The sequence below is a fragment of the Micrococcus porci genome (assembly GCF_020097155.1).
In the GTDB taxonomy this organism is placed as follows: Bacteria; Actinomycetota; Actinomycetes; order Actinomycetales; family Micrococcaceae; genus Micrococcus; species Micrococcus porci.
Genome location: NZ_CP083691.1, coordinates 2,391,805 through 2,414,505, shown reverse-complemented (window position 1 = coordinate 2,414,505; position 22,701 = coordinate 2,391,805). Strand labels below are relative to the sequence as shown.

The window sequence follows — 22,701 nt, the reverse complement described above, 5'->3', positions numbered from 1 at the left end:
CGGCCACCGCCGTGGCGCCCCGAGCGAGCGAGGAGGTGGACCCGATGCGGCTGGAGCCCGGTGAGCAGGTGGTCGTCCGCACGCGCAGCCACCCCCGGGTCCTGGTCGGGACGGCCGCCCGGCTGACCGGCACCGCCTTCCTCCTCGGCCTGGCGATGGGCCTGCTCGCCCGCCCTGGCCTCCCCTCCCCGCTGCGCGCCGCCGTGCCGTGGCTGGAGGCCGTCGTCTGGGCCGCGGCCGTGGTGGCCGTGCTCGTGGGGGTCGTCCGCCCGCTGCTGCGCTGGGCCACGCGCGCCACCGTGCTCACGTCCGAACGGCTCGTGCAGCGCCCCGGCCTCGGCGCCGGCCCCGAGGCCGCGATGCCCCTGGTGAGCATCGCCGACGTCCAGCGCCGCCGCCGCGGCGCCTCCTCCGGCGACCTGCACATCCTGTTCCAGGACCCGCTGCGCCAGGTGTACTGGCGCCTGGCGGACGTCCCCGAGGCCGAGCGGTTCGAGCAGGTGCTCGCCGAGACCACCCGGGCGGCACGCGACCGCGCCCGCCCTGCCATGCCCGCCTGGGGAGGAGTACTTTGACCCGCGACACCCACCACGACGCCGTCCCCGAGACCGCCCCCCTGCCGGTGCAGGCCCCCGCCGGCGCCGCCGACCCCGCGGTCGGGCGCCGGGAGTCCGACGCCCTCCACCACGGCTGGACGAGCGCGATCCGCACCCTCGACGCCGGGCTGCTCGACCGGCCCCGCTCGTACTCGCGTCGCGAGGCCGCGCAGCGCCTGGGGATCTCCTCGGTGTCCGCCCGCAAGATCTGGCGGGCCCTGGGCTACCCGACCGTGAAGGACGAGGAGAAGGTGTTCTCCGCAGAGGACATCGACGCGTTCGAGCAGGTCCTCTCCCTGGTGCGGGACGGGATGCTCAATGAGGACACCGCGATCTCCCTGGCCCGGTCGGTGGGGCAGATGACGGACCGCATGGTGGTCTGGCAGATCGAGGCCCTCGTGGAGGACCAGATCGCCGCCGAGGGCAAGACGGACCCGGAGGCCCGACGCGCCGCCGTCGAGATGCTGCCGGGGCTGGTCGAGCCGCTGGAGAAGGTCATGCGGATCGTCTACCGGCGGCAGCTGACCAACGCCGTGCAGCGCCTCACCGTGCGTGTGGAGGCCGGCCTGGCCGCCTCCGAGCGGGGCCGGGACGGCTCCGAGGACGACGCCCCGCTGCCGCTGGCCCGTGCCGTCGGGTTCGCGGACATGGTCTCCTACACCACGCTCTCCCGGACGATGGGCGAGCGGACCCTGGCCCGCACCGTGCAGCGCTTCGAGTCCAAGGCGGCGGAGATCATCGCCGCCGGCGGCGGGTGGCTGGTGAAGACCATCGGCGACGAGGTCCTCTTCAACGCCGAGACGCCGGAGGCCGGCGCCACCATCGCCCTCGCGCTGGCAGAGGCCATGGCCGACGACGACCAGCTGCCCGCCGCCCGCGTGTCCCTGGCCTGGGGGCGCGTCCTGTCACGCCTGGGCGACATCTACGGGCCCACGGTGAACCTCGCCTCGCGGCTGACGTCGCTGGCCGACCCGGGTACCGTGCTGGTGGACGCCATGACCGCCGCCGCCCTCTCCCGGGACGAGCGCTTCGTGCTCGTCCCGCAGCCGCCCAGGATCGTGCGGGGCTTCGGCGAGGTCCGACCCTCCCTGCTCATGAACGGCGCGGCGCAGCCCCTGATCGCCGACTGAACCGAGGACCCATGAGCGAGCCGCACGCCGCCGACGCCGCCCCCGCCGAACCCGGCGCATGGGCCTCCGTCCCCCGCCCGGAGGCGGTGGCCGTGACCCACGTGGGCGCGGTGCGCGAGCTGAACGAGGACTCGTGGGCGGTCGTCGGGGACCCCCTGCTGCTGGCCGCCGTGGCGGACGGCATGGGCGGCCACGAGGCCGGCGAGGTGGCCTCCGCGGCGGCCGTGGCGGAGCTGCACCGCCGGGCGCCGTCCGTGCTGGCCCCGGGTGTGGCCCACACCCCGCAGGAGCTCGGCGCGCTGGTCCACGAGGCGAACGCGGCCGTGCTCGCGGCCGGGGGCGGGCGCGCCGGCACCACCCTCACCGTGCTGGCCTGTCTGGACACGGAGGTCGGGCGCTGGGCCGTGGCCAATGTGGGCGACTCCCGCATCTACCTGCGCCCCGTGGGGGCCGGCGTGCTCCAGCAGGTCACGGTGGACCACTCCGCCGTGCAGCTGATGGTCGACGCCGGCGAGCTCACCCCCGCGGAGGCGCGTGTGCACCCGCGACGGAACGTCATCACCCGCGCCCTGGGCTCCACGCAGGCCCTGACCGTGGACGTGATGGAGCTGGACGTGGCCCCCGGCGACCGCTTCCTGCTGTGCAGCGACGGCCTCACCGGCGAGCTGCTCGACGACGAGATCCTCGCGATCATGGACGACGCCGCCACCCTGGACGAGGCGGCCGAGCGCCTCGTCGAGGCCGCGCTCTGGCGGGGCGGCCGGGACAACATCACCGCCGTTCTGGTCCGCATCCCCTGAGCCGGCGACGCCCGTGCGGCGTCCGGGCCCGCCGCTAGGCTGGCCCGGTGAGCACCGCACAGACCCCCCGCGAGCCCGAGCACGGCGGCCTCGAGCCGACCCCGGACCAGGTCCCCGAGCGGGACCTCCGCGAGCAGCACGCCGAGCTCGTGGAGCGGATCCGTGCCGCGCGCACCGCCTACTACCAGGACGACGCCCCGGAGATCTCGGACGCCGAGTACGACCGCCTCTACCGCGCCCTCGAGGACCTCGAGGCCCTGCACCCCGAGCTGGCGTCCAACGACTCGCCCACCCAGGAGGTCGGCGGTGAGGCCTCGGAGGCGTTCGCGCCCGTGCGCCACGGCTCCCGCATGTACTCCCTCGAGGACCTCTTCTCCCTCGAGGAGCTGGAGACCTGGTTCCTCCGGGCGGCCGGGTCGCTCGCGGAGGTCCGCCCGGGGCGGGCGCCGCGCTGGCTCGTGGAGGTCAAGATCGACGGCCTGGCCGTGGCCCTGCGCTACCGGCGCGGGCGGCTCGTCCAGGCGGCCACGCGCGGCGACGGCGTCACGGGCGAGGACGTGACCCGCAACGTCATGACCATCGCCGACGTGCCCCAGACGCTGACCGGGGAGGGCTGGCCCGAGGAGTTCGAGGTGCGCGGCGAGGTCTTCATGCCGTCGCGCGCCTTCGCCGAGCTCAACGAGCGCCGCGCAGAGGAGGGGCAGGCGCCTTTCGCCAACCCGCGCAACGCCGCCGCGGGCGCGCTGCGCCAGAAGGACCCGGCGGTCACAGCCCAGCGGCCGCTGAGCATGTTCGTGCACGGCATCGGCACCGTGGAGGCGTTCGGCGCGGACGGCCAGGAGGAGGTCTACGGGATGTTGGCGGGCTGGGGCCTGCCGGTCAGCCCCTACACGCGCGTGGTCGAGGGCGCGGACGAGGCCGCCCTGACCCGCGTGGTGGACGTGATCGAGGAGTACGGCCGGCGTCGTCACGAGCTGGTGCACGAGATCGACGGGATCGTGCTGAAGGCCGACGCGTTCGCGGACCAGCGGTACCTGGGGCACACCTCGCGCGTGCCGCGCTGGGCCGCCGCCTACAAGTACCCGCCCGAGGAGGTGCACACCCGTCTGCTGGACATCGCGGTCAACGTGGGCCGCACCGGCCGGGTCACCCCCTTCGCCGTGATGGAGCCCGCGCAGGTGGCCGGCTCCACCGTGTCCATGGCGACCCTCCACAACCAGGACGTCGTCAAGGCCAAGGGCGTGCTGATCGGGGACATGGTGGTCCTGCGCAAGGCCGGCGACGTCATCCCGGAGGTCGTGGGACCCGTGCTGCCCGTGCGCGAGCGGCTGCTGGCCCAGGGGGAGGACCTGCGCGAGTTCGTCATGCCCGCCGACTGCCCGTCCTGTGGCACCCCGCTCGCCCCCGCCAAGGAGGGCGATGTGGACCTGCGCTGCCCCAACGCCCGCAGCTGCCCCGCCCAGGTTGCCGGACGCGTGGAGCACCTGGCCGGCCGCGGCGCGTTCGACGTCGAGGCCCTGGGCGAGGAGGCCGCCCGCTGGCTGGTCATCGGCCACGGCCCGGACCCGGCCGAGCACGAGGGCATGGTGCTGCCCGAGGGCGCCGGGCCGATCACCGCGGAGGCCCAGCTGTTCGACCTCGCCTCCGGCACCCCGGAGGAGGTCACCGGCCCCCGCGGCGAGGACGGCCTCACGGACCTGCAGCGCTCGCTCGGCGACGTGCGCGTCTGGCGAGAGGGCCGGACGAAGGTGGACGGGAGGATGGTCCCGTCCGGCGTGTTCTCCCTGAAGCCGTACTTCTTCACGGCGGGCACCGCGAAGAAGCCGGCGGCGCCCACCGCCAACACCCTCCGCCTGTTCGACGAGCTCGAGAAGGCCAAGACCGCCCCGCTGTGGCGGGTTCTCGTGGGCCTCTCCATCCGTCACGTGGGCCCGGCGGCGGCGCGCTCGCTGGCCACGGCCTTCGGCTCCATGACGGCCCTGCGGGCGGCGGCCGAGGCCGGGGAGCGGGACCGGCTGGCGGAGATCGACGGCGTGGGCCCGATCATCGCGGACGCCCTCATCGAGTGGTTCGCCCAGGACTGGCACCGCGAGATCGTGGACCGCTGGGCGGCGGCCGGCGTCGTCATGGAGGACGAGCAGGACGCCGACACGCCCCGCACCCTGGAGGGGGTGACGGTGGTCGTCACCGGCTCCCTGGAGGGCTTCTCCCGGGACTCCGCCAAGGAGGCGATCCTCGTGCGCGGCGGCAAGGCCTCCGGTTCCGTCTCCAAGAAGACGCACTTCCTGGTGGCCGGGGAGGCCGCCGGATCCAAGCTGGAGAAGGCCGAGCAGCTCGGCGTGCCCGTGCTGGACGAGGCCGGATTCGTGCGGCTGCTCGCGGAGGGCCCCGCGGCATTCCCCTCGGAGGACGCCGACGCCGAGACCGTCGATGCCGCGGCCGAGGGGGAGAGCGCATGAGCGCCGCCCCCGCACGCCCGGCCTCCCCCGCCGGCCTGCTGGTGATCGCGAAGGCCGCCGCCCGCGCGGGCGCGGACGTGCTCGCCGAGCGCTGGGCCGGCCACCACCCGGCCGTGCCCCTCACCTCGGACGAGCTCGGCGCGGACACCAAGTCCTCCGGCTCGGACTGGGTCACCGACTACGACCGACGCGCCGAGGACGCCGTGCGCGCCGTGCTCACCGGCTACCGCCCGCACGACGAGATCACGGGGGAGGAGCACGGCTCCACCGCCCCGGTCGAGCCGTCCGGGTACCGCTGGTCCATCGACCCCCTGGACGGCACCACCAACTTCATCCGCGGCCTGCCGCAGTTCGGCACGTCCGTGGCCGTCGAGGGCCCGGTGGACGAGGAGACCGCCGCGCTGCTCGGCGTGCTCCCGGGCTCGCGGCGCTGGCTGGCCGGCGTCGTCGCGGCCCCGGCGCTGGGCCGCACCTGGTTCGCGAGCGCGGGCCGGGGCGCGTTCTCCACGGCGGACGCGACGACGGCGGGCGTCGCTGTCCCGGACCGCGACGCCGCCCCCGTGCGGCTCACCGGGCCCGTGCCCGGCCGTTCGGGGCGGCTGCTGGCCACCGGCTTCGGCTACCACCCGGGCCGCCGCGCGATGCAGCTGCGTGCGCTCGCGGCCCTGCTGCCGGCCTTCGGCGACGTGCGGCGGATCGGCTCGGCCGCCCTGGACCTGTGCATGGTCGCGGACGGCACGCTCGATGCCTACGCCGAGTTCGGCACGCAGGAGTGGGACTGGGCGGCGGGCGCGCTGATCGCGGACGAGGCCGGCGTGCCCGTGGACCGCCCTGCCTCCGGGGACGGCACGGGGCACCCCGACTGGATGACAGCCGGGGACGTGGACGCGGCCGCCCTCGCGGCGGCGAAGGAGGCGACAGCGTGAGACGGCTGGTCGGCGACCCCTGGTTCTGGCCCGTGCTCTTCGGCGCCGCGGGCGTGGTGTTCCTGGTCTGGGGCACCGTGCGCCGGGACGTGATCGCGATCGTGGCGGGTGTGGCCATGCTCTGGATGGTCTGGCAGTACCTGCCCGCGCTGCGCGTCCGCTCCTGCCCCATGGCGGGGGCGCAGGCCCACGTGGACGCGGGCGGCGTCGTCGTGTTCTGGCGCCCCGCCTGCCGGTACTGCCTCGCACTCATCAAGGACCTGGACCCGGCCCAGCGGGCTGCCGTGTACTGGGTGAACATCTGGACGGACCCGGACGCGGTGCCCGTGCTGCACCGCCTCCACGCCACGCGGGACGGGCACGCCCATGAGGCGGTGCCCACCGTGTGGTCCCGCCGCAGGGACTTCGTGGTGAAGGACGAGGCCACCCGCCGGAGGCTCACGGACATGCTCGGCGCGGTGCGGCACATCCCGGAGTCCGGACGCTGAGAGGGGCCGAGGTGGCGGAGATCGAGAGGACAGTCATGCCGGACATCGTGGACTACAGGGTGATCGCCTTGGCGGACAGCACCCGGCTCGAGGGGTTCCTGGCGCAGCCGCTGGGCCGTCGGTTCCGGCCGTTCGAGGCGGTCGACGCGCGGAAGGGCTACGGGCCTGAGGACTTCGACGCCGAGGGCTTCGAGGTCCGGTTCGGCCGCCCGCCCCTGAACGGCGAGGTCGGATGCACGCTCAGCCACATGAGTGTGCTCCGCGAGTTCGCTGTGGAAGACGGTGCCGTCACCGACGTCCTCGTGGTGGCTGAAGACGACGCGAGGTTCTCCCGGTTCACCAGCGAAGTCTTGAACCGGCTGCTGGAGACGTCTGCGGTCCGTGGTCTCGTCGTCCTGGCCGATCCCTACGGTCCGGTGGACATGCGTGGGCGGCTCGGGGCACCGACTCTGGAAGACAAGCTCCAGCAGTCTCTGCTCAGACGCCGCCTTCGTCCCCTGGCCGGGGCTCCTCGCTTTGCCGTCGGGCGTTGGAGCCGGGGTCTTGTCGGCACGGGCTTCTACCTGGTCAGTCGCGATGCCGCCAAGTACGACATCGCGTGGCGCCTCCGCCACCGGAGGGGAGGCGCTCGATGAGCGACGTGACGGTGCGTGCGCTGCGCCCGGAGGACCACGAGGCGGTGGCGGCCCTGACGCTGGCCTCCTACACGACCGGCGGACATTTCGAGGCGGAGAGCGACTACCTGGAGACCCTGGCCGACGTCGCCGGGCGGGCCGCGGTGGCCGAGGTGCTGGTCGCCGAGCTGGACGGGCAGGTGGCCGGCTCGCTCGTGCTCACCCCGCACGGCTCGCCGATGGCGGAAACCTCCGTGCCGGGGGAGTACGAGTTCCGCATGCTCGCCGTCGACCCCGCGGTCCACCGTCGCGGCGTGGCCACCGCCCTGCTGGCCGAGGTGGTCCGCCGGGCGCGGGCGACACCCGGCGTGGAGGCGATCGCCCTGTCGACCATGACGTCCATGACGGACGCGCACCGGATGTACGAGCGGCTCGGCTTCGTCCGCGTGCCCGACCGCGACTGGCGACTGAGTGACCTCGAGCCGGGCCTGGACCCGGCCGAGGACGCCGGGCCCTTCCTCGTCTACCGACTGCCGCTGACCTGAACCCGGCGCGCGCGGCCGCGCCGGGTCAGTCCGGGCGCGTCGACCGGGCGAGCAGCCCGGGGTGCCGGAGCAGTCGCGGCAGGAGCGCGGCGCTGAACGCGGTGAGCCCGGCCCACGGGCGGAGGTGGGGGCGGATCTCCAGCACGCGGCCGTCCTCGGCCACGGTCACCAGCATCGCGTCGGTCAGCGCCACGCCGAGCGCTCGGGCCCGGCCCAGCACGGTGTGCACCCGGCCGTCGGCGTAGTGCTCCACCCACTCGAGGCCCCGCAGCACCGCGTAGACCTCGCCCAGCAGGAGCGCGACGTCGTCCGGCCCGCGCATCACCGCACCGCCGGCCATGGGCGAGACCAGCCGCACGTCCGGGTGCAGGGCGCCCCGCGCGGCCGCGGCGTCACCGGCCTCACCGGCGCGCAGGAAGCGGGTGAGCGGCGTGTCCGAGCCGCCCACCGGGGCGGCGACGGCGGGCTCCGAGGGGAGGGGCGACGCCGCGGCGGCGGTCCGGTGGTCCATGCCCCCAGACTAGACTCATCTCGACGTCCGACCCACCGCCACGGCGACCGCGCCGACGTGGTGGTCACCCGACCCAGCGCGCGAGGAGATCCATGGCAGAGATCACCCGGGACCAGGTGGAGCATCTGGCCCGCCTGGCCCACATCCGCATGACGGACGAGGAGCTGGACGTCATGTCCGGCGAGCTCGAATCCATCCTGGAGTCCGTCTCCCAGGTCCAGGCAGTGGCCGGGGAGGACGTGGTCCCCACGTCCCACCCCATCCCGCTGGAGAACGTGTTCCGCGAGGACGTGCCCACGGGCATGCTCACGCAGGAACAGGCGCTGGACCAGGCGCCGGACGCCGAGGACGGGCAGTTCAAGGTGCCCGCCATCCTGGACGGGGAGTGATCAGGCCATGACGCAGACCTTCGACGTGAACGCCAGCCTCTCCGCGGACGAGCTCGTCCGCCTCACCGCCCTGCAGATGGCCGAGCGCCTGCGCGCGGGCACCACCACCTCCGTTGAGCTGGTCCAGGCCCACCTGGACCGCATCGCCGCCGTGGACGGGGACCCCCGCTCCGACGCCGCCTCGGACGCCGGGGTGCGCGCCTACCTGCACGTCAACACGGAGGAGGCGCTCGCCGTCGCCGCCGAGGTGGATGCGATCCGCGCCGCCGGCGGCGCCGAGGCCGAGGCCCTGCACCCGCTGGCCGGCGTGCCGGTGGCGCTCAAGGACAACATCGTCACCGTGGGGCAGCCGACGACGGCCGCCTCGAAGATGCTCGACGGCTGGATGAGCCCGTACGACGCCACCGTGGTGGAGCGGATCCGCGCCGCGAAGCTGCCGATCCTCGGCAAGACCAACATGGACGAGTTCGCCATGGGCGGCTCCACCGAGTACTCCGCGTTCGGCGTGACCCGCAATCCGTGGGACGGCCAGCGCGTGCCCGGCGGCTCCGGCGGCGGCTCGGCCGCGGCGGTGGCCGGGTTCCTGGCGCCGTTCGCGCTCGGCTCGGACACCGGCGGCTCCATCCGCGAGCCCGCCGCGTTCACCGGCACCGTGGGCGTGAAGCCCACCTACGGCGCGGTGTCCCGCTACGGCGTGATCGCCATGGCCTCCTCCCTGGACCAGGTGGGCCCGGCCGCCCGCACCGTGGCCGACGCCGCCGCCCTGCAGCAGGTGATCGGCGGGCACGACGCCCACGACTCCACCTCCCTGCCGGAGGAGCAGGCCGACCTCGTGGCCGCCGCGGCGGGCCGCGACCTGGCCGGGCTGAAGGTCGGCGTCGTCACCGACCTGGACGCCGAGGGCTTCCACCCCGGCGTCAAGGCCGCCTTCGACGCGGACGTGCAGGCGCTGCGCGACGCCGGTGCGGAGATCGTGGAGGTCTCCTGCCCGCACTTCGCCGCGGCTCTGGGTGCGTACTACCTGATCATGCCCTCCGAGGTGTCCTCCAACCTGGCCCGCTTCGACGGCGTCCGCTACGGCCACCGCGTGGTCCCGGACGGCGGCGGCACGATCGAGCAGGTCATGGCCGCCAGCCGCGCCGCCGGGTTCGGCGGCGAGGTCAAGCGCCGCATCATCCTGGGCACCTACGCCCTGTCCGCCGGCTACTACGACGCCTACTACGGCTCGGCCCAGAAGGTCCGCACCCTGGTGCAGCAGGACTTCGCGGCCGCGTTCGAGCAGGTCGACGTGCTGCTGACCCCCACGGCGCCGATCCCGGCGTTCCGCCTGGGTGAGCAGACCAAGGACCCGCTGACGATGTACCTGAACGATCTGTTCACCATCCCCGCGAACCTCGCGGGCGTGCCCGGCATCTCCGTGCCCGGTGGCCTCGTGGACGGCCTGCCCTACGGCCTGCAGTTCATGGCCCCGGCCCGCGAGGACGCGCGCCTGTACGAGGTGGGTGCCGCCGTCGAGAAGCTGGTCACCGAACGCGAGGGCGGGCCCCTGTGGGCCCGTGTCCCCGAGCAGCACCCCGGCGCCGCCCGCGCCGCCCAGACCCCCGCAGGAGGCACCAAGTGAGCACCGCAGAGCTGATGGACTTCCAGGAGGCCATGGACCGCTTCGACCCCGTGCTCGGGTTCGAGGTGCACGTGGAGCTGAACACGAAGTCCAAGATCTTCTCCACCGGCGCCAACGCGTTCGGCGACGAACCCAACACCAACGTCACCCCGCTGGACCTGGGCCTGCCCGGCACCCTGCCGGTCCTGAACCGCGAGGCCGTGGAGTCCGCGATCGCGCTGGGCCTGGCCCTGGACGCGCAGATCGCCCCGTCCTGCCGGTTCGCGCGGAAGAACTACTTCTACCCGGACACGCCCAAGAACTTCCAGACGTCCCAGTACGACGAGCCCATCGTGTTCGACGGCCACCTGGACGTGGAGCTCGAGGACGGCACCGTGTTCCGCGTGGAGATCGAGCGCGCCCACCTCGAGGACGACGCCGGCAAGCTCACCCACCAGGGCGGCTCCGGCCGCATCCAGGGCGCCTCGGCGTCGCTGGTGGACTACAACCGCGCCGGCGTGCCGCTGATCGAGATCGTCACCCGGCCCATCGTGGGCGCCGGCGACCGCGCCCCGGAGATCGCGCGCGCCTACGTGACCGCGCTGCGGGACATCGTCAAGGCGATCGGCATCTCCGACGCCCGCATGGAGCACGGCAACGTGCGCTGCGACGCCAACGTCTCCCTCATGGAGAAGGGCGCTTCGGCGTTCGGCACCCGCACGGAGACCAAGAACGTGGGCTCCACGCGCGCCGTCCAGCACGCCGTGACCCACGAGATCCAGCGTCAGGCGGCGATCCTGGCCGCCGGCGGGACCATCACGCAGGAGACCCGCCACTGGCACGAGGACACCCGGACCACCACGTCCGGCCGTCCGAAGTCCGACGCCGACGACTACCGCTACTTCCCCGAGCCGGACCTGCTGCCGGTCGTCGTGGACGAGGCCTGGATCGAGCGCGTGCGGGCCGGGATGCCGGAGCTGCCGGCCGTGCGCAACAAGCGCCTCAAGGGCGAGTGGGGCTTCTCCGACGAGGAGTTCCGCGACGTCGTCAACGCGGGCGTGGCGGACCAGATCGCGCAGACCGTGGAGGCCGGCGCCTCTCCGGCCGCGGCCCGCAAGTGGTGGATGGGCGAGATCGCCCGCCTGGCCAACCTGCGCGAGGTGGAGGCCGCCGAGCTCGGCGTCACCCCGGCGCACGTCGTGGAGATCGAGGAGCTGATCGCCGCGAAGACGATCAACGACAAGATCGCCAAGCAGGTCCTCGGCCTGGTCGCCGACGGCGAGGGTGCGCCGAAGCAGATCGTGGCGGCCCAGGGCCTGGCCGTGGTCTCCGACGACGGTGCGCTCACCGAGGCCGTGGACGCGGCGATCGCCGCGAACCCGGACGTGGCCGAGAAGATCAAGGGCGGCAAGATGCAGGCCGTCGGCGCCCTGATCGGCCCGGTGATGAAGGCCACCCGCGGCCAGGCCGACGCCGGCCGCGTCCGCGAGATCGTGCTGGAGCGCCTCGGCGTGGCATGAGGCGAATCACCCTGACCGCCCGGCCTTCGCGCGCGGGCCGGGCGGTTTGCGCCCTTATAATTGAAACGGCAAACGGAGAGATGGAGAACCCCACCGGGGGTGCGGCTCACGTGCCACCGAGGGACCGCACATGAGCGGGTCCCCGATGACCCCTGCCCGGAACACCGACGCCGTCCCCGCCCTCGACCGCCGCCGCGTGGTCCAGGGGCTGGCCTGGACCGCCCCCGCCGTGGCCGATGCGCCCGCTGACGCTGACGGTCAAGAACACCTTCCAGGGGTCCCACATCCGGTTCGGCAGCCAGTTCGGGACGGAGAACACGAATCTGGCCGTCCAGTCCGGCATCATCGGCGGCGCCGCCAATCCGCTGTCCCTGCATCAGTCCCCGCTGAGCAACAGTGCCACGTCGGACTCCCGCGTGGACGCGAACAAGACCGTCACCACGTTCACCTTCGATCGTCCGGTCACGAGCCTGGCGTTCTCCATCACCGACATCGACTCGACCCGGAATGACTTCGCGGATGCCGTCGCCGTGACCAGTGCCGCGGCCTTCACCTCCTCGAAGGCCGACTCGAGCTCGTCCGGCCTGCAGGGTGTGGGCACCGTTGCGGACCCGTGGCGCCCATGGACCACTGACAACCCCGTCAACAACTCGGCGACGAACGGCAACGTCACCGTGCGCTTCACGAGCCAGGTCACGTCATTCCAGATCCACTACTGGAACCAGACGGCGGCGTCCTACGCCTCCGTCGACGGCGATCAGAAGATCTTCATCTCGAACCTCTCGCTGACCTACAACGCCTGCGCCTGACCCGCCGCCCTCGCGGCCGCCCCGCTCACGCGGCCGCGGCCGCGAGGGCGCGCCCCACGCGGGGCAGGGTCTTGCGGAGCAGCCGCCGCCAGCTCGACTCCGCCAGCCCGCCGACGAGGACGTCCCGCGCCCCGGCGTCGTCGAGGGTCTCCAGAGCCATCGCCCCGAGCCACACGCGGGCGCGGCGAGCCTCGGCGGGGTCGGCGGCGATCGCCTCGACGAGGTCCTCCCCGTGCCACAGGCCGAGGTAGGCCACGTTGAGCGCCGGGTCCCACGCGCAGGCCAGGTCCCAGTCGAGCACGCCCGCCAGCTCCCAGCGGACCGGGGCGTCCGGGACCTCGGCATCCGGGGTGGCGGCGGCCGGAACAACCCGCCAGCGCATGTTGTGCCCGGCGAGGTCTCCGTGCACGAGGGCCGGTGGCACGGGCGGCTCCCGCGTCCACGCCGAGACGACGCCGGTCAGCGCGGTCACCGACTCCCCCCACGCGTCCGCGCGCAGCCGGACGGCGGCCTCGCCCGCCGCGGTCTCGTCGCCCGCATGCCCCAGGGCGTCGCCGGGCCAGGCCCCCAGGCGGGGGGCCAGCCGCGCGGGCAGCCCGGCCACGTGCGCGGCGCGCTCGGGCGTCCACGGCCCGCGGAAGGTGAAGGGGCGTCCCAGGTGCGGGGCCACGCGCGGGTCGGCCACATCCACCGCGGCGAGGTCAGCGAGGACGCCGCGCAGGACGGCGGGATCGCCCTCGTGGGGCGGGTGCGGGAAGCCGGGCACGTAGCGCTGGAGCACGGCGGCGCCGGGGCCGTCCTCCACGACCGCCGAGAGGGCCGTCGGCAGGGACCACCGGACCCCGGCCTCGGCGAGCACCGCCGCGAGGCCGTCGAGCAGGGCGAGGCGGCGGGGCAGGTGCACGGCGGGATCCCGCTCCGGCGTCCACCGCGCCGCGGGCGCCGCGCCGGCCTCGTGGACGCGCGTCATCCGCAGCACCCCGACGTCCTCCAGCACGAGCACCCGGTGGAACTGACCGCCCTCCTCGACCCGCCCGGCGGACCAGTCGGCCCCGCGCAGGCGGGCGGCCACCCCGTCGTCGAGCCCGGGGCGCAGCCGCTGCAGCGCGGCCGCGACGAGGTCCAGTTCGGAGCGCGCGGGATCGGAGGCCATGGCACCAGGGTAGGCAGAGCCTCGGGTCCTACACTGACGCGCATGACCGCCACCGCCCGCCCGGAGCACGCCGCGGGGCGCCGCGGCCCCGGCGCCCCCGCCCTGCCCGCCCCCTCGGCCCGGACGGTGCGCTGGGAGATCGCGATCGTGCTGGGGCTGAGCCTCGGCCGGTCGGCGGTCTACGCGGTCGTCCAGCTCATCGACCAGGCCACCCGGGCCCCGCTCGGGGACCAGACCACGGTCCTCAACCCGACCGTGGCCGACCGCTGGGCGTTCGACCTGACCTACCAGCTGCTCGGCATCGCGTTCTCGCTCGTGCCCGTGCTGCTGGTGCTGCACCTGCTGTGGCTGCGCGGGCGTCACCCGTTCCGCGTGCTCGGCCTGGACCTGCGCCGCCCCGGCCGCGACCTCGCGTGGGGCCTGGGGCTGTTCACCGTGATCGGCGTCGGCACCCTCGGCGTCTACGCCGCCGGCCGAGCCCTGGGGATCACGACGGCGATCGTCGCCAACGCGATGGACGAGAGCTGGTACCAGGTCCCCGTCCTGCTCCTCTCGGCCGCACGGCACGCGCTGCTCGAGGAGGTGATCGTGGGGGCGTGGCTGATCGACCGGCTCGGCTACCTCCAGCGCCTGCGCGAGGCGGGGCTGGGCGCGTCGTCGTCATGGGCCGGCACGGAGGGGCTGTTCCTGCCGCTGCGCACCTGGCCCGTGGTGCTCTCCCTCGCGCTGCTGCGCGGGGCGTACCACCTGTATCAGGGTGTGGGGCCGGGGATCGGCAACGCACTCATGGGGGCGGTGTTCGTGCTGGTGTTCCTGCGGGTGCGCCGCGTCATGCCGCTGGTGCTGGCGCACTTCCTGCTCGATGCCGTGGGGTTCGTGGGCTACCCGCTGCTGGCGCGGGCGGGGCTGCTGGGCTGAGCGCCGGGCGGCACGTCAGAGCGTGACCTCGCCCTTCGGGGTCGAGAAGGTCACGGAGACGATGCCCGGGGTGCCGGAGGGGGCCACGTAGTCCACGGACACGTCGGCGACCTCGTCGTCCTCCGTGCCGCCCAGCCACTCGCGCAGGCGGTCCGGGGAGCCGGCGATCGAGAGCCGGGCGATCGAGGCCTGGGCCGGGGCGGCCTGCGAGGGGTGCATGTCCTCCTGGCCGTCGGCCCAGCGCAGGATGAACGGCAGCTGCGGGTCGGCGAGGGTGCCCTTGACGCCGATCTGGCGCCAGGAGAGCTCGCGGCCGTCCGGGAAGCGGCGGTTGCCGGGGACGGCCTCGCGGCCGAGGCGGCGCTCGAAGCGGCCGATGTCGTTCGTGGTCACGGCCCAGCTCATCCAGCCGCCGCCCTGCTCGGACCGCGTGCGGACCAGCTGGCCGAACGGGGCGCTGAGGGACGCGGGATGGTCCAGGGCCTCGACGACCTCGAGGTACTGGTTGCCGGTCATGGGGAACAGGGCGTTCTGCGTGCCGAAGCGCGGGTGGATCCCGCCCTTGACGCGCTCCACGCCGAGCCGCTCGGCGATGCGGGCGACGGTGGCGTCCAGGCCCTCCGGGCCGGCGGCGTAGGACACGTGGTCCATGCGACAGGTGTTCACGGCGCGGATCCTTCCGTTCCCCCGGCGGGCCGAGGGGTTGACCTGGGTGCGTGCTGCGAGGAACGGCCGGCCCTTGACGCGCCGGGTGCCCCCGTGCCGGAAGCGTATCCGCGCGTGACCTGTGTGACGAAATCGGGGAGGACGGTGTCGCTACACTGAGGCCCACGGTCACGAGAGTCAGCGCAAGGCCCCGGCGAGCTGACCGGCAACCCTCCTCCGCGGTGGGGTGCCCCGGGTGACGACCAGGCCGGCCCCGCACCCGGGCGCCGGCAAGCGCGGGCCGTCCCTGGCGTCCCGGGGCGGCGTGCACCCCTGGTGCGCCCGGCCCGGTTCCGGGAAGGTCCCTGACTCCCCAGGAGGACCAGCCATGAGCACCCAGCCCACCCCCCGCAGGGGCTTCTCCACCACGCAGATCCACGCCGGCACGGACGCCCCGCACGCCTTCGGGGCGACGGCCCTGCCGATCTACCAGACCACCTCGTACGACTTCCCGTCCGCCCAGGTCGCGGCGGACCGCTTCGCGCTCGCGGACCTCGGCCCCATCTACACGCGCATCGGCAACCCCACACAGTCGGCGGTGGAGGAGAAGATCGCGGCCCTCGAGGGCGGTGTGGGCGCCCTCCTGCTGGCCTCGGGCCAGTCGGCCACCACGTTCGCGATCCTCAACGTGGCCGGCGCCGGTGACCACGTCGTCGCCTCCGCCTCCCTCTACGGCGGCACGCAGAACCTGTTCAAGCACACCCTGGCGCGCGTCGGCGTCGAGGTCACCTTCGTGCAGGACCCCGACGACCTGGACGCCTGGCGCGCCGCGGCCCGCCCGGAGACCAAGGCCTTCTTCGCGGAGGCCCTGGGGAACCCGCGCGGGGACGTGCTGGACGTGGCCGGGGTCGCCGCCGCGGCCCACGACGCCGGGGTGCCCCTGATCGTGGACAACACCCTCACGACCCCCTACCTGCTGCGGCCGTTCGAGCACGGGGCGGACGTCGTGGTCCACTCCGCCACGAAGTACCTCGGCGGGCACGCGGCCGCGATGGCCGGCGTGATCGTGGACTCCGGCCGGTTCGACTTCGCGCGGGACCCGGAGCGGTTCCCGGGGTTCAACGAGCCGGACGAGTCCTACCACGGCCTGGTCTACGCCCGGGACCTGGGCGTGGGCTCGCCCCTCGGAGCGAACCTCGCCTTCGTCCTCAAGGCCCGCGTGCAGCTGCTGCGCGACTACGGCTCGGCCATCTCCCCGTTCAACGCGTTCCTGGTGAACCTGGGCCTGGAGACCCTGTCCCTGCGCATGGACCGGGCCGTCGCCAGCGCGCTGGCCGTGGCCCGCCACCTGGAGGGCCACCCCCAGGTGGAGTCCGTGTCCCACCCCGGGCTCGAGTCCAGCCCGTGGCACGCCCGCGCCCAGGAGCTGCTGCCCCGGGGCGCCGGCGCGTTCGTGTCCTTCGAGATCGCGGGGGGTGCCGCCGCGGGGGCCGCCTTCGTGGACGGCCTCGAGCTGCACCACCACGTGGCGAACATCGGGGACGTCCGCTCGCTGGTGGTGCACCCGGCGTCGACGACGCACGCCCAGCTGGCCGAGGACGAGCAGCGCGCCGCCGGGGTGACACCGGGGCTGGTGCGGCTCTCCCTGGGCCTGGAGGACGTGGAGGACATCCTCGCAGACCTGGACAAGGGCTTCGCGGCCGCGGCCGCCGCCCTCGACGCCGCCGATGCCGCCGAGCAGGACTGAGGGCCATGACCGCCATCGACCCCCGCATCCTGCCCGGCCACGCCGCCCATCGTCCGCACCAAGGCCCGCAGGGCGAGGCCGCCCCCTCCGCCCGCTCCGCCGCCCCGCACGACGCGCGGCCGGCCGACCGCCTCCCCGCCGGCGAGTTCCGCACGCTCTCCGTGGGCCCGCTGGAGCTCGAGGCCGGCGGACGCCTGCCGGGCGTCGAGCTCGCCTTCGAGACGTGGGGCACGCTCGCCGAGGACGGCGCCAACGCCGTGCTCGTCCTGCACGCCCTCACGGGCGACTCCCACGTGGCCTCCCACCGCCGCGACGAGTCCGCGGGCTGGTGGGAGGAGCTGATCGGGCCGGGCCTGGCCGTGGACACGGACCGCTGGTTCGTCGTCGCACCCAACATGCTCGGCGGCTGCGACGGCTCCACGGGGCCGTCCTCACCGGCCCCGGACGGTGCGCCCTGGGGCGGCCGGTTTCCGTTCGTCACCATCCGGGACGCCGTGGCGGCCGAGCGCCGCCTCCTCGACGCGCTCGGCGTCACCGCGCTGCAGGCCGTGATCGGCGGGTCCATGGGCGGCGCGCGCGCCATCGAGTGGGCCGTCTCCCACCCGGACCTGGTGCGCGGCGTGGCGGTGCTGGCCTCCACGGCGAGCTCCTCGGCGGAGCAGATCGCGTGGGCGCAGGCCCAGACCCACGCCATCCGGCTGGACCCGGAGTGGCGGGGCGGCGACTACCACCCGGGCCCGGGCCCGGTGACGGGGCTGGGCATCGCCCGCCGGATCGCGCACACCACCTACCGCTCCGCCGCCGAGCTGCAGCACCGGTTCGGCCGGGAGCCGCAGGGCGCGGAGGACCCGCTGGGCACGGCGTCGGGGGAGCGCGTGGGCCGCTACCAGGTGGAGTCCTACCTGGACCACCAGGCCTCCAAGCTGGTGGGCCGGTTCGACGCCGGCTCCTATGTGGCGCTCACCGAGGCCCTGATGAGCCACGACGTCGGCCGGGGCCGCGGCGGCGTCGAGGCCGCCCTCGCCTCCTACCCGGGGCGGGCGTTCGTCGCAGCGGTGGACTCCGACCGGCTGTACTTCCCCGCGGAGTCCGAGCGCCTGGCGTCCCTCCTGCCGGGCGAGGTCCCGGTGCACACCATCCACTCGCCGATCGGCCACGACGGCTTCCTCACCGAGTACGGGCAGATCGCCGACGAGCTGCGGCGGACGCTCGAGCTCTGAGCCCCGAGCGCGGGGCTCAGTCCGCGGCGTGCTCGGTGTAGTCCGAGCCGTGGGGCATGTCCGCGCCGAACAGCGGGGCGGGCAGCGGGCGCTTGGGCTGCATCCCGTCCCCGGAGGAGACGCCGCGCAGGCGGCGGCCGACCCACGGCACCAGGTGGGTGCGGGCCCAGCGGGCGTCGTCGACCCGGGCCTCGCGCCACGTCCGCGGGGCGGCGCGCTTGGGGGAGAGGGGTTCGAGCTCGTGCTCGACGCCGAGGGTGTCCAGGGCCATCGCGGCGATCGTGTGGTGGCCCACGGGGGAGAAGTGCAGGCGGTCCGGGGCCCACATCTCCGGGCGGGCGAGGTCCTTCAGGCTCCACATGTCCGCGACGACGGCGTGGTGCCGGGCGGCGACGGTGCGGATGTTCTCGTTGTAGATCGCCACGCGGCCGCGGATGCGCGCGAGCACGGGCGTCTCCTTGATGTCCGGCACGTTGAACAGCAGCACGGTGGCCCCGGTCTCCGCCAGGCGGCCGACGGCGTCGTCCAGGTGCAGGGCGGTCTCGTCCGGGTCGGCGCGGCGGAGGATGTCGTTGCCGCCGGCGCAGATGCTCACGAGGTCCGGGGCGAGCTCGACCGCAGGGTCGATCTGGTCGGCGCGGATCTGGTCCATCAGCTTGCCGCGGACGGCCAGCGAGGCGTACGAGAACTCCTCGCCGGCGGGGGTCAGGCGCGCCAGTTCCTCGGCGAGGTGGTCGGCCCAGCCGCGGTGGTAGCCGGGGCGCTCGGGGTCGGGATCGCCGATGCCCTCGGTGAAGGAGTCCCCGACGGCCACGTAGCGGCGCCAGGGGTGGGCCGGCTCCGCGGAGGCGTGGCCCTCGGCGTGGGGAGGCTCGGAGTCGGCTGTGTTCGTGAGTGGGCTCATGGTCTCCATGATGCCGACGGGCGGGGCCGGGGGCCAGCCGACACCGTGTCCCCCGGTCACCCGCAGCGCACGCCGAGTGCCTCCTGGCACGCCCGCGTAGAGTCGCCCCGTGAACGACACCACCCCCCGCGACCCCGCCCCCTTCGCCGTCCGCTGGTCCCGCCCGGAGGGCGAGCGCACCGAGCACCTGCTCGTGCTCCTCCACGGCTACGGCGCCGACGAGGACGACCTGTTCGGCCTGGTGCCCCAGCTGCCCGAGGCCTTCACGGCCCTGGCCGTGCGCGCCCCGATGGACCTGCCGCAGGGCGGCGCCGCCTGGTTCCCCCTCACCCAGGACCCGGCCACCGGGGAGATCGGCTCGGACGCCGGGGCCGTGCGCGCCGCCGTCGAGGACCTGCACGCCTGGCTGCCGGGCGTGAGCGGCGGCTTCCGCACGGTGAGCCTGCTCGGCTTCTCCCAGGGCATGGCCATGGCCACCTCCCTGCTGCGGCTGGACCCGGCCGCCTACGCCGCCACCGTGGCGCTCTCCGGCTTCGTCGTGGACCCGCTGCACGTCGAGCCCGAGCTCGAGGGCCTGTTCCCCGCCGACGAGACCGTGGATGCCGTCACGCCGAAGGTCTTCTGGGGCCGCGGTCAGGAGGACCCGATCATCTCCGCGCAGCGCGTGGAGGAGTCCCACGGCTGGCTCACCGCCCACACCGACCTCACCAAGGTCGTCTACGCGGGCCTGCCGCACGCCATCAGCCCGCAGGAGCTCGGGCACGTCCGGGAGTACCTCACGCACGTCGTGCTCTGAGGCCTGCCGGCCCGGGGCTCAGCCCCGGGCCCGAGGGCGGCGGCGGTCCGCCCCCCGCTCAGGACTGGCCGGCCTCGACCACGATCTCCTCGCCGTTGAACTCGACGACGTCCCCGTCGTGGAGCTGCCGGCCGCGGCGGGTCTCCACCTCGCCGTTCACGGACACCATCCCGTCCTGGACGACGTCCCGGGCCATCGCGCCGTCCTCCACGAGGCTCGCGAGCTTGAGCGCCTGTCCCAGGCGGATGGACTCGTCGCGGATCGGCAGGGGCTGGACGTCGGAAGAGGAGGTCATGGCCCCCATTGTCCCCGGTAGGCTGGTCCGCGACGAGACGAGGCGCGCCCCGCAGAGCCCGGGCGCGCCGTCGTCGTCGTGGTCCCCCGCTGCACCGAACGACGGAAGTGATGCCCCCATGGCTGCCAAGTCCCCGCTGGACAACGTGATCAACCTGGCCAAGCGCCGCGGCTTCGTGTTCCAGGCCGGTGACATCTACGGCGGCTCCCGCTCCGCGTGGGACTACGGGCCCCTCGGCGTCGAGCTCAAGGAGAACATCAAGGCCGAGTGGTGGCGGACCTTCGTGCGCTCCCGTGAGGACATGGTGGGCCTGGACTCCTCCATCATCCTGCCGCGCCAGGTCTGGGAGGCCTCCGGCCACGTGGCCACGTTCACCGACCCGCTGGTCGAGTGCCAGCAGTGCCACAGGCGCCACCGCCAGGACCACCTGCTCGAGGCGTTCGAGGCCAAGAAGGGCCGCGCCGCCGCCGGCATGGAGGAGATCACCTGCCCCGACTGCGGCACCACCGGCAAGTGGACCGAGCCGCAGATGTTCTCCGGCCTGGTCAAGACCTACCTCGGCCCCGTGGACAACGAGGAGGGCCTGCACTACATGCGCCCGGAGACGGCGCAGGGCATCTTCGTGAACTTCCTCAACGTGCTGGGCGCCTCCCGCAAGAAGCCGCCGTTCGGCATCGGCCAGATCGGCAAGGCGTTCCGCAACGAGATCACCCCCGGCAACTTCATCTTCCGCACCCGCGAGTTCGAGCAGATGGAGATCGAGTACTTCGTGCCCCCGGCGGAGGCGAAGGAGCACTTCGACACCTGGGTCGAGGCCTGCTGGGACTGGTTCATCGACCTCGGCATCGACCCGGCGAACCTGCGGAAGTTCGACGTCCCGGAGGAGGAGCGCGCCCACTACTCGGACGGCACCATCGACCTGGAGTACCGGTTCGGCTTCGCCGGGGGCGACGGCTGGGGCGAGCTCATGGGCGTCGCGAACCGCACCGACTACGACCTCACGTCCCACGCGAACGCCTCCGGCGCGAAGCTGCAGTACTTCGACCAGGCCAACGACGTGCACTACACGCCGTACGTGATCGAGCCGTCCTTCGGCCTGACCCGCTCCATGATGGCGTTCCTCGTGGACGCCTACACCGAGGACGAGGCCCCCAACGCCAAGGGCGGCGTGGACGTGCGCACCGTGCTCAAGCTGGACCCGCGCCTGGCGCCGGTCAAGGCCGCCGTGCTGCCGCTGTCCAAGAAGCTGGAGCTGCAGGAGCCCTCCCAGAGGCTGGCCGCCGAGCTGCGCGCGCACTGGAACATCGAGACGGACGACTCCGGCGCCATCGGCCGCCGCTACCGCCGCCAGGACGAGATCGGCACCCCGTTCTGCATCACCGTGGACTTCGACACCCTCGAGGACCAGTCCGTGACCATCCGCGAGCGCGACACCATGTCCCAGGAGCGCGTGGCCCTCGCCCAGGTCCGCGCCTACCTCGCGGAGCGGCTGACCAAGTGAGCCCCCGGCACGACGACGACGCCCCCGCCCTGACCGCCGCCGTCTCCGGCGGCGAGGTGGTCCTCCGCCCCTGGGCGGAGGGCGACGACCTGCGCCTGCTCGAGGTCTGGGGGGACCCGGCCGACGTGCAGCAGCACCAGGACCGGGCCATGCTCGCGGCCGACGCGGACTCCCCGTGGCGGCGCACGCTCGTGGCCGAGGAGGACGGCGTCCCCGTGGGCGCCGCCGTGGCGTTCGCGCAGCCCCTGCACCCGGGACGTCTCTGGGTCTACGGCGAGGTCGCCCGCACGGTCCGCGGCCGTGGCGTGGGCCGCGCCCTGCTGGAGGCGCTGCGCGGGCTCGTCGCCGCGGCCCACGAGGCCGGCGCCGTGCCGACGACGGAGCTGAAGGCGCGCTTCGCCGTCGCCTCCCGCGTGCCCGTGGGCGGCGGGGAGGTCGTGGAGGCGGCTCCGGGGGAGGCCCCGGAGGCCGGCGCGGCCGGGGCGGAAGCGCACGCCGCGCAGGTCGCCGCCACCGAGCGGTTCCTCGTGGCGGCCGGGTTCACGCCCGTGCAGCGCTCGCGGCGGATCGCCGTGGCCCCCGGCGTGATCGCCCTGCCCGCGCTGCGGGACGAGGAGCACCCGGAGGGGCGCGTGCTGGAGGAGATCTCCACCGGCTCCGTCGAGCTCACCCGCGCCGTGGCCGCGTTCTACGACGCCGCCCACGCGTGGGACCCCTCGCAGATGTCCGTGGGGGCGGCCCAGCAGCTGATCCTCGGCCCGCAGACCGGGGCGGCCGGCGCCGTCGTGCTCCGCGACGCCCCGCGCGAGGAGGGCGGGACGATCCAGGCGTTCGCGGTGTCCTACACGGCCGAGCGGCAGGACGCCCCCGCGGACGTGCTGCTCGGCTGGGACCCGTCCCTGGGCCTCGAGGAGGCCCAGCTGGCCGTGGGCGACCTGCTCGCCCTGCTGGTGGCCCAGCACCCCGTGCAGGTCGAGGCCGACGAGGCGATGACCGCCCTGGAGCCGATCCTCGACGCGCTGCTGGCCAAGCGCGCGGCGGGCACGCTCGTGGACACCCGCGTCTGGGCGACCGACCCCTCCTGACCCCTCCCGACCCTGCTCCCGCGCGCCCCCGCGCCCCGCACTTTCGCTCG

23 protein-coding genes and 1 riboswitch are annotated in these 22,701 nt (G+C 74.3%); of the genes, 18 read left to right on the top strand and 5 right to left on the bottom strand.

All coding sequences use genetic code 11. From position 1 onward, the window contains the following. Positions 1-44: 44 nt before the first annotated feature. Genes KW076_RS11425 through KW076_RS11390 form a run of 8 tightly spaced genes read left to right on the top strand, consistent with a single transcriptional unit; the run spans position 45 to position 7,558 of the window. Positions 45-575: a PH domain-containing protein gene (locus tag KW076_RS11425; protein WP_224355430.1), complete on the top strand. Its 531-nt coding sequence runs from the start codon at positions 45-47 to the stop codon at positions 573-575. Beyond that, positions 572-1,726 carry an adenylate/guanylate cyclase domain-containing protein gene (locus tag KW076_RS11420; RefSeq protein ID WP_224355429.1) on the top strand — a complete coding sequence of 385 codons (1,155 nt, stop codon included), beginning with the start codon at positions 572-574 and terminating at the stop codon, positions 1,724-1,726. Before KW076_RS11425 ends, KW076_RS11420 begins: the two co-directional genes overlap by 4 nt. An 11-nt stretch (positions 1,727-1,737) precedes the next feature. Next, positions 1,738-2,526, top strand: coding sequence for a PP2C family protein-serine/threonine phosphatase (locus tag KW076_RS11415; RefSeq protein ID WP_224355428.1), 789 nt, complete (start codon positions 1,738-1,740; stop codon positions 2,524-2,526). Positions 2,527-2,573: 47 nt separating this feature from the next. Next, complete coding sequence (gene ligA / locus KW076_RS11410) at positions 2,574-4,985, top strand: NAD-dependent DNA ligase LigA (protein ID WP_224355427.1); 2,412 nt, start codon at positions 2,574-2,576, stop codon at positions 4,983-4,985. Beyond that, positions 4,982-5,911, top strand: coding sequence for an inositol monophosphatase family protein (locus KW076_RS11405; protein WP_224355426.1), 930 nt, complete (start codon positions 4,982-4,984; stop codon positions 5,909-5,911). Before ligA ends, KW076_RS11405 begins: the two co-directional genes overlap by 4 nt. After that, entirely contained in the window at positions 5,908-6,399 is a 492-nt protein-coding gene (locus KW076_RS11400; protein WP_224355425.1) for a hypothetical protein, read from the top strand. Before KW076_RS11405 ends, KW076_RS11400 begins: the two co-directional genes overlap by 4 nt. Positions 6,400-6,410: 11 nt before the next feature. Next, on the top strand, positions 6,411-7,034 hold the full coding sequence (locus tag KW076_RS11395; RefSeq protein ID WP_224355424.1) for a glycosyltransferase family 25 protein: 624 nt from the start codon (positions 6,411-6,413) through the stop codon (positions 7,032-7,034). After that, complete coding sequence (locus tag KW076_RS11390) at positions 7,031-7,558, top strand: GNAT family N-acetyltransferase (protein WP_224355423.1); 528 nt, start codon at positions 7,031-7,033, stop codon at positions 7,556-7,558. The genes KW076_RS11395 and KW076_RS11390 overlap by 4 nt, the downstream gene beginning before the upstream one ends. Before the next feature lie 25 nt (positions 7,559-7,583). On the opposite strand, the gene KW076_RS11385 is transcribed toward KW076_RS11390, so the two are convergent. Continuing rightward, positions 7,584-8,069 carry a nuclear transport factor 2-like protein gene (locus KW076_RS11385; protein WP_224355422.1) on the bottom strand — a complete coding sequence of 162 codons (486 nt, stop codon included), beginning with the start codon at positions 8,067-8,069 and terminating at the stop codon, positions 7,584-7,586. 92 nt (positions 8,070-8,161) lie between these two features. Here KW076_RS11385 and gatC point away from each other — a divergent pair, with 92 nt between their 5' ends. From gatC to KW076_RS11365, 4 genes are all read left to right on the top strand, one after another. Then, a complete protein-coding gene (gene gatC / locus KW076_RS11380) occupies positions 8,162-8,458 on the top strand; it encodes an Asp-tRNA(Asn)/Glu-tRNA(Gln) amidotransferase subunit GatC (RefSeq protein WP_224355421.1) in 297 nt (98 codons plus the stop codon). A 7-nt stretch (positions 8,459-8,465) separates the two neighbouring features. Beyond that, the gene (gene gatA, locus KW076_RS11375; protein WP_224355420.1) at positions 8,466-10,079 is read left to right on the top strand and encodes an Asp-tRNA(Asn)/Glu-tRNA(Gln) amidotransferase subunit GatA; all 1,614 of its coding nucleotides are present in this window, start codon (positions 8,466-8,468) and stop codon (positions 10,077-10,079) included. Beyond that, positions 10,076-11,578: an Asp-tRNA(Asn)/Glu-tRNA(Gln) amidotransferase subunit GatB gene (gene gatB / locus KW076_RS11370; RefSeq protein WP_224355419.1), complete on the top strand. Its 1,503-nt coding sequence runs from the start codon at positions 10,076-10,078 to the stop codon at positions 11,576-11,578. The genes gatA and gatB overlap by 4 nt, the downstream gene beginning before the upstream one ends. Positions 11,579-11,814: 236 nt before the next feature. Then, positions 11,815-12,387, top strand: coding sequence for a hypothetical protein (locus KW076_RS11365; RefSeq protein WP_224355418.1), 573 nt, complete (start codon positions 11,815-11,817; stop codon positions 12,385-12,387). 25 nt (positions 12,388-12,412) lie between these two features. On the opposite strand, the gene KW076_RS11360 is transcribed toward KW076_RS11365, so the two are convergent. Then, positions 12,413-13,540 carry a phosphotransferase gene (locus KW076_RS11360; RefSeq protein ID WP_224355417.1) on the bottom strand — a complete coding sequence of 376 codons (1,128 nt, stop codon included), beginning with the start codon at positions 13,538-13,540 and terminating at the stop codon, positions 12,413-12,415. A gap of 42 nt (positions 13,541-13,582) precedes the next feature. Between KW076_RS11360 and KW076_RS11355 the strand changes: the two genes are divergently transcribed. Then, positions 13,583-14,458 carry a CPBP family intramembrane glutamic endopeptidase gene (locus tag KW076_RS11355; protein ID WP_224355416.1) on the top strand — a complete coding sequence of 292 codons (876 nt, stop codon included), beginning with the start codon at positions 13,583-13,585 and terminating at the stop codon, positions 14,456-14,458. Between the two features lie 15 nt (positions 14,459-14,473). Here KW076_RS11355 and KW076_RS11350 read toward each other — a convergent pair whose 3' ends face one another. Then, positions 14,474-15,124 carry a VOC family protein gene (locus tag KW076_RS11350; RefSeq protein WP_224355415.1) on the bottom strand — a complete coding sequence of 217 codons (651 nt, stop codon included), beginning with the start codon at positions 15,122-15,124 and terminating at the stop codon, positions 14,474-14,476. 166 nt (positions 15,125-15,290) lie between these two features. After that, positions 15,291-15,406: riboswitch (SAM riboswitch) on the top strand. A gap of 85 nt (positions 15,407-15,491) precedes the next feature. Here KW076_RS11350 and KW076_RS11345 point away from each other — a divergent pair. After that, entirely contained in the window at positions 15,492-16,850 is a 1,359-nt protein-coding gene (locus KW076_RS11345) for an O-acetylhomoserine aminocarboxypropyltransferase/cysteine synthase family protein (RefSeq protein ID WP_224355414.1), read from the top strand. Between the two features lie 5 nt (positions 16,851-16,855). Beyond that, positions 16,856-18,070, top strand: a complete 1,215-nt coding sequence (gene metX / locus KW076_RS11340; protein WP_224355413.1) for a homoserine O-acetyltransferase MetX — start codon at positions 16,856-16,858, stop codon at positions 18,068-18,070. A gap of 16 nt (positions 18,071-18,086) precedes the next feature. On the opposite strand, the gene KW076_RS11335 is transcribed toward metX, so the two are convergent. After that, positions 18,087-18,974: an SGNH/GDSL hydrolase family protein gene (locus KW076_RS11335; RefSeq protein WP_224355412.1), complete on the bottom strand. Its 888-nt coding sequence runs from the start codon at positions 18,972-18,974 to the stop codon at positions 18,087-18,089. 109 nt (positions 18,975-19,083) lie between these two features. On the opposite strand from KW076_RS11335, the gene KW076_RS11330 reads away from it, so the two are divergent. Beyond that, positions 19,084-19,770: an alpha/beta hydrolase gene (locus tag KW076_RS11330; protein ID WP_224355411.1), complete on the top strand. Its 687-nt coding sequence runs from the start codon at positions 19,084-19,086 to the stop codon at positions 19,768-19,770. A 58-nt stretch (positions 19,771-19,828) separates the two neighbouring features. Here KW076_RS11330 and KW076_RS11325 read toward each other — a convergent pair whose 3' ends face one another. Next, a complete protein-coding gene (locus KW076_RS11325) occupies positions 19,829-20,074 on the bottom strand; it encodes an RNA-binding S4 domain-containing protein (RefSeq protein ID WP_434084332.1) in 246 nt (81 codons plus the stop codon). 109 nt (positions 20,075-20,183) lie between these two features. Here KW076_RS11325 and KW076_RS11320 point away from each other — a divergent pair, with 109 nt between their 5' ends. Next, a complete protein-coding gene (locus tag KW076_RS11320) occupies positions 20,184-21,566 on the top strand; it encodes a glycine--tRNA ligase (protein ID WP_224355409.1) in 1,383 nt (460 codons plus the stop codon). Then, positions 21,563-22,651: a GNAT family N-acetyltransferase gene (locus KW076_RS11315; protein WP_224355408.1), complete on the top strand. Its 1,089-nt coding sequence runs from the start codon at positions 21,563-21,565 to the stop codon at positions 22,649-22,651. The genes KW076_RS11320 and KW076_RS11315 overlap by 4 nt, the downstream gene beginning before the upstream one ends. The last annotated feature ends 50 nt before the right edge of the window (positions 22,652-22,701 follow it).

Coding starts and splice junctions, on each gene's coding strand:
- KW076_RS11425 (WP_224355430.1), top strand. CDS start 45: ATGCGGCTGGAGCCCGGTGAGCAGGTGGTCGTCCGCACGCGCAGCCAC.
- KW076_RS11415 (WP_224355428.1), top strand. CDS start 1,738: ATGAGCGAGCCGCACGCCGCCGACGCCGCCCCCGCCGAACCCGGCGCA.
- KW076_RS11405 (WP_224355426.1), top strand. CDS start 4,982: ATGAGCGCCGCCCCCGCACGCCCGGCCTCCCCCGCCGGCCTGCTGGTG.
- KW076_RS11390 (WP_224355423.1), top strand. CDS start 7,031: ATGAGCGACGTGACGGTGCGTGCGCTGCGCCCGGAGGACCACGAGGCG.
- KW076_RS11385 (WP_224355422.1), bottom strand. CDS start 8,069: ATGGACCACCGGACCGCCGCCGCGGCGTCGCCCCTCCCCTCGGAGCCC.
- gatC (WP_224355421.1), top strand. CDS start 8,162: ATGGCAGAGATCACCCGGGACCAGGTGGAGCATCTGGCCCGCCTGGCC.
- gatA (WP_224355420.1), top strand. CDS start 8,466: ATGACGCAGACCTTCGACGTGAACGCCAGCCTCTCCGCGGACGAGCTC.
- KW076_RS11365 (WP_224355418.1), top strand. CDS start 11,815: ATGCGCCCGCTGACGCTGACGGTCAAGAACACCTTCCAGGGGTCCCAC.
- KW076_RS11360 (WP_224355417.1), bottom strand. CDS start 13,540: ATGGCCTCCGATCCCGCGCGCTCCGAACTGGACCTCGTCGCGGCCGCG.
- KW076_RS11355 (WP_224355416.1), top strand. CDS start 13,583: ATGACCGCCACCGCCCGCCCGGAGCACGCCGCGGGGCGCCGCGGCCCC.
- KW076_RS11345 (WP_224355414.1), top strand. CDS start 15,492: ATGAGCACCCAGCCCACCCCCCGCAGGGGCTTCTCCACCACGCAGATC.
- metX (WP_224355413.1), top strand. CDS start 16,856: ATGACCGCCATCGACCCCCGCATCCTGCCCGGCCACGCCGCCCATCGT.
- KW076_RS11335 (WP_224355412.1), bottom strand. CDS start 18,974: ATGAGCCCACTCACGAACACAGCCGACTCCGAGCCTCCCCACGCCGAG.
- KW076_RS11325 (WP_434084332.1), bottom strand. CDS start 20,074: ATGGGGGCCATGACCTCCTCTTCCGACGTCCAGCCCCTGCCGATCCGC.
- KW076_RS11320 (WP_224355409.1), top strand. CDS start 20,184: ATGGCTGCCAAGTCCCCGCTGGACAACGTGATCAACCTGGCCAAGCGC.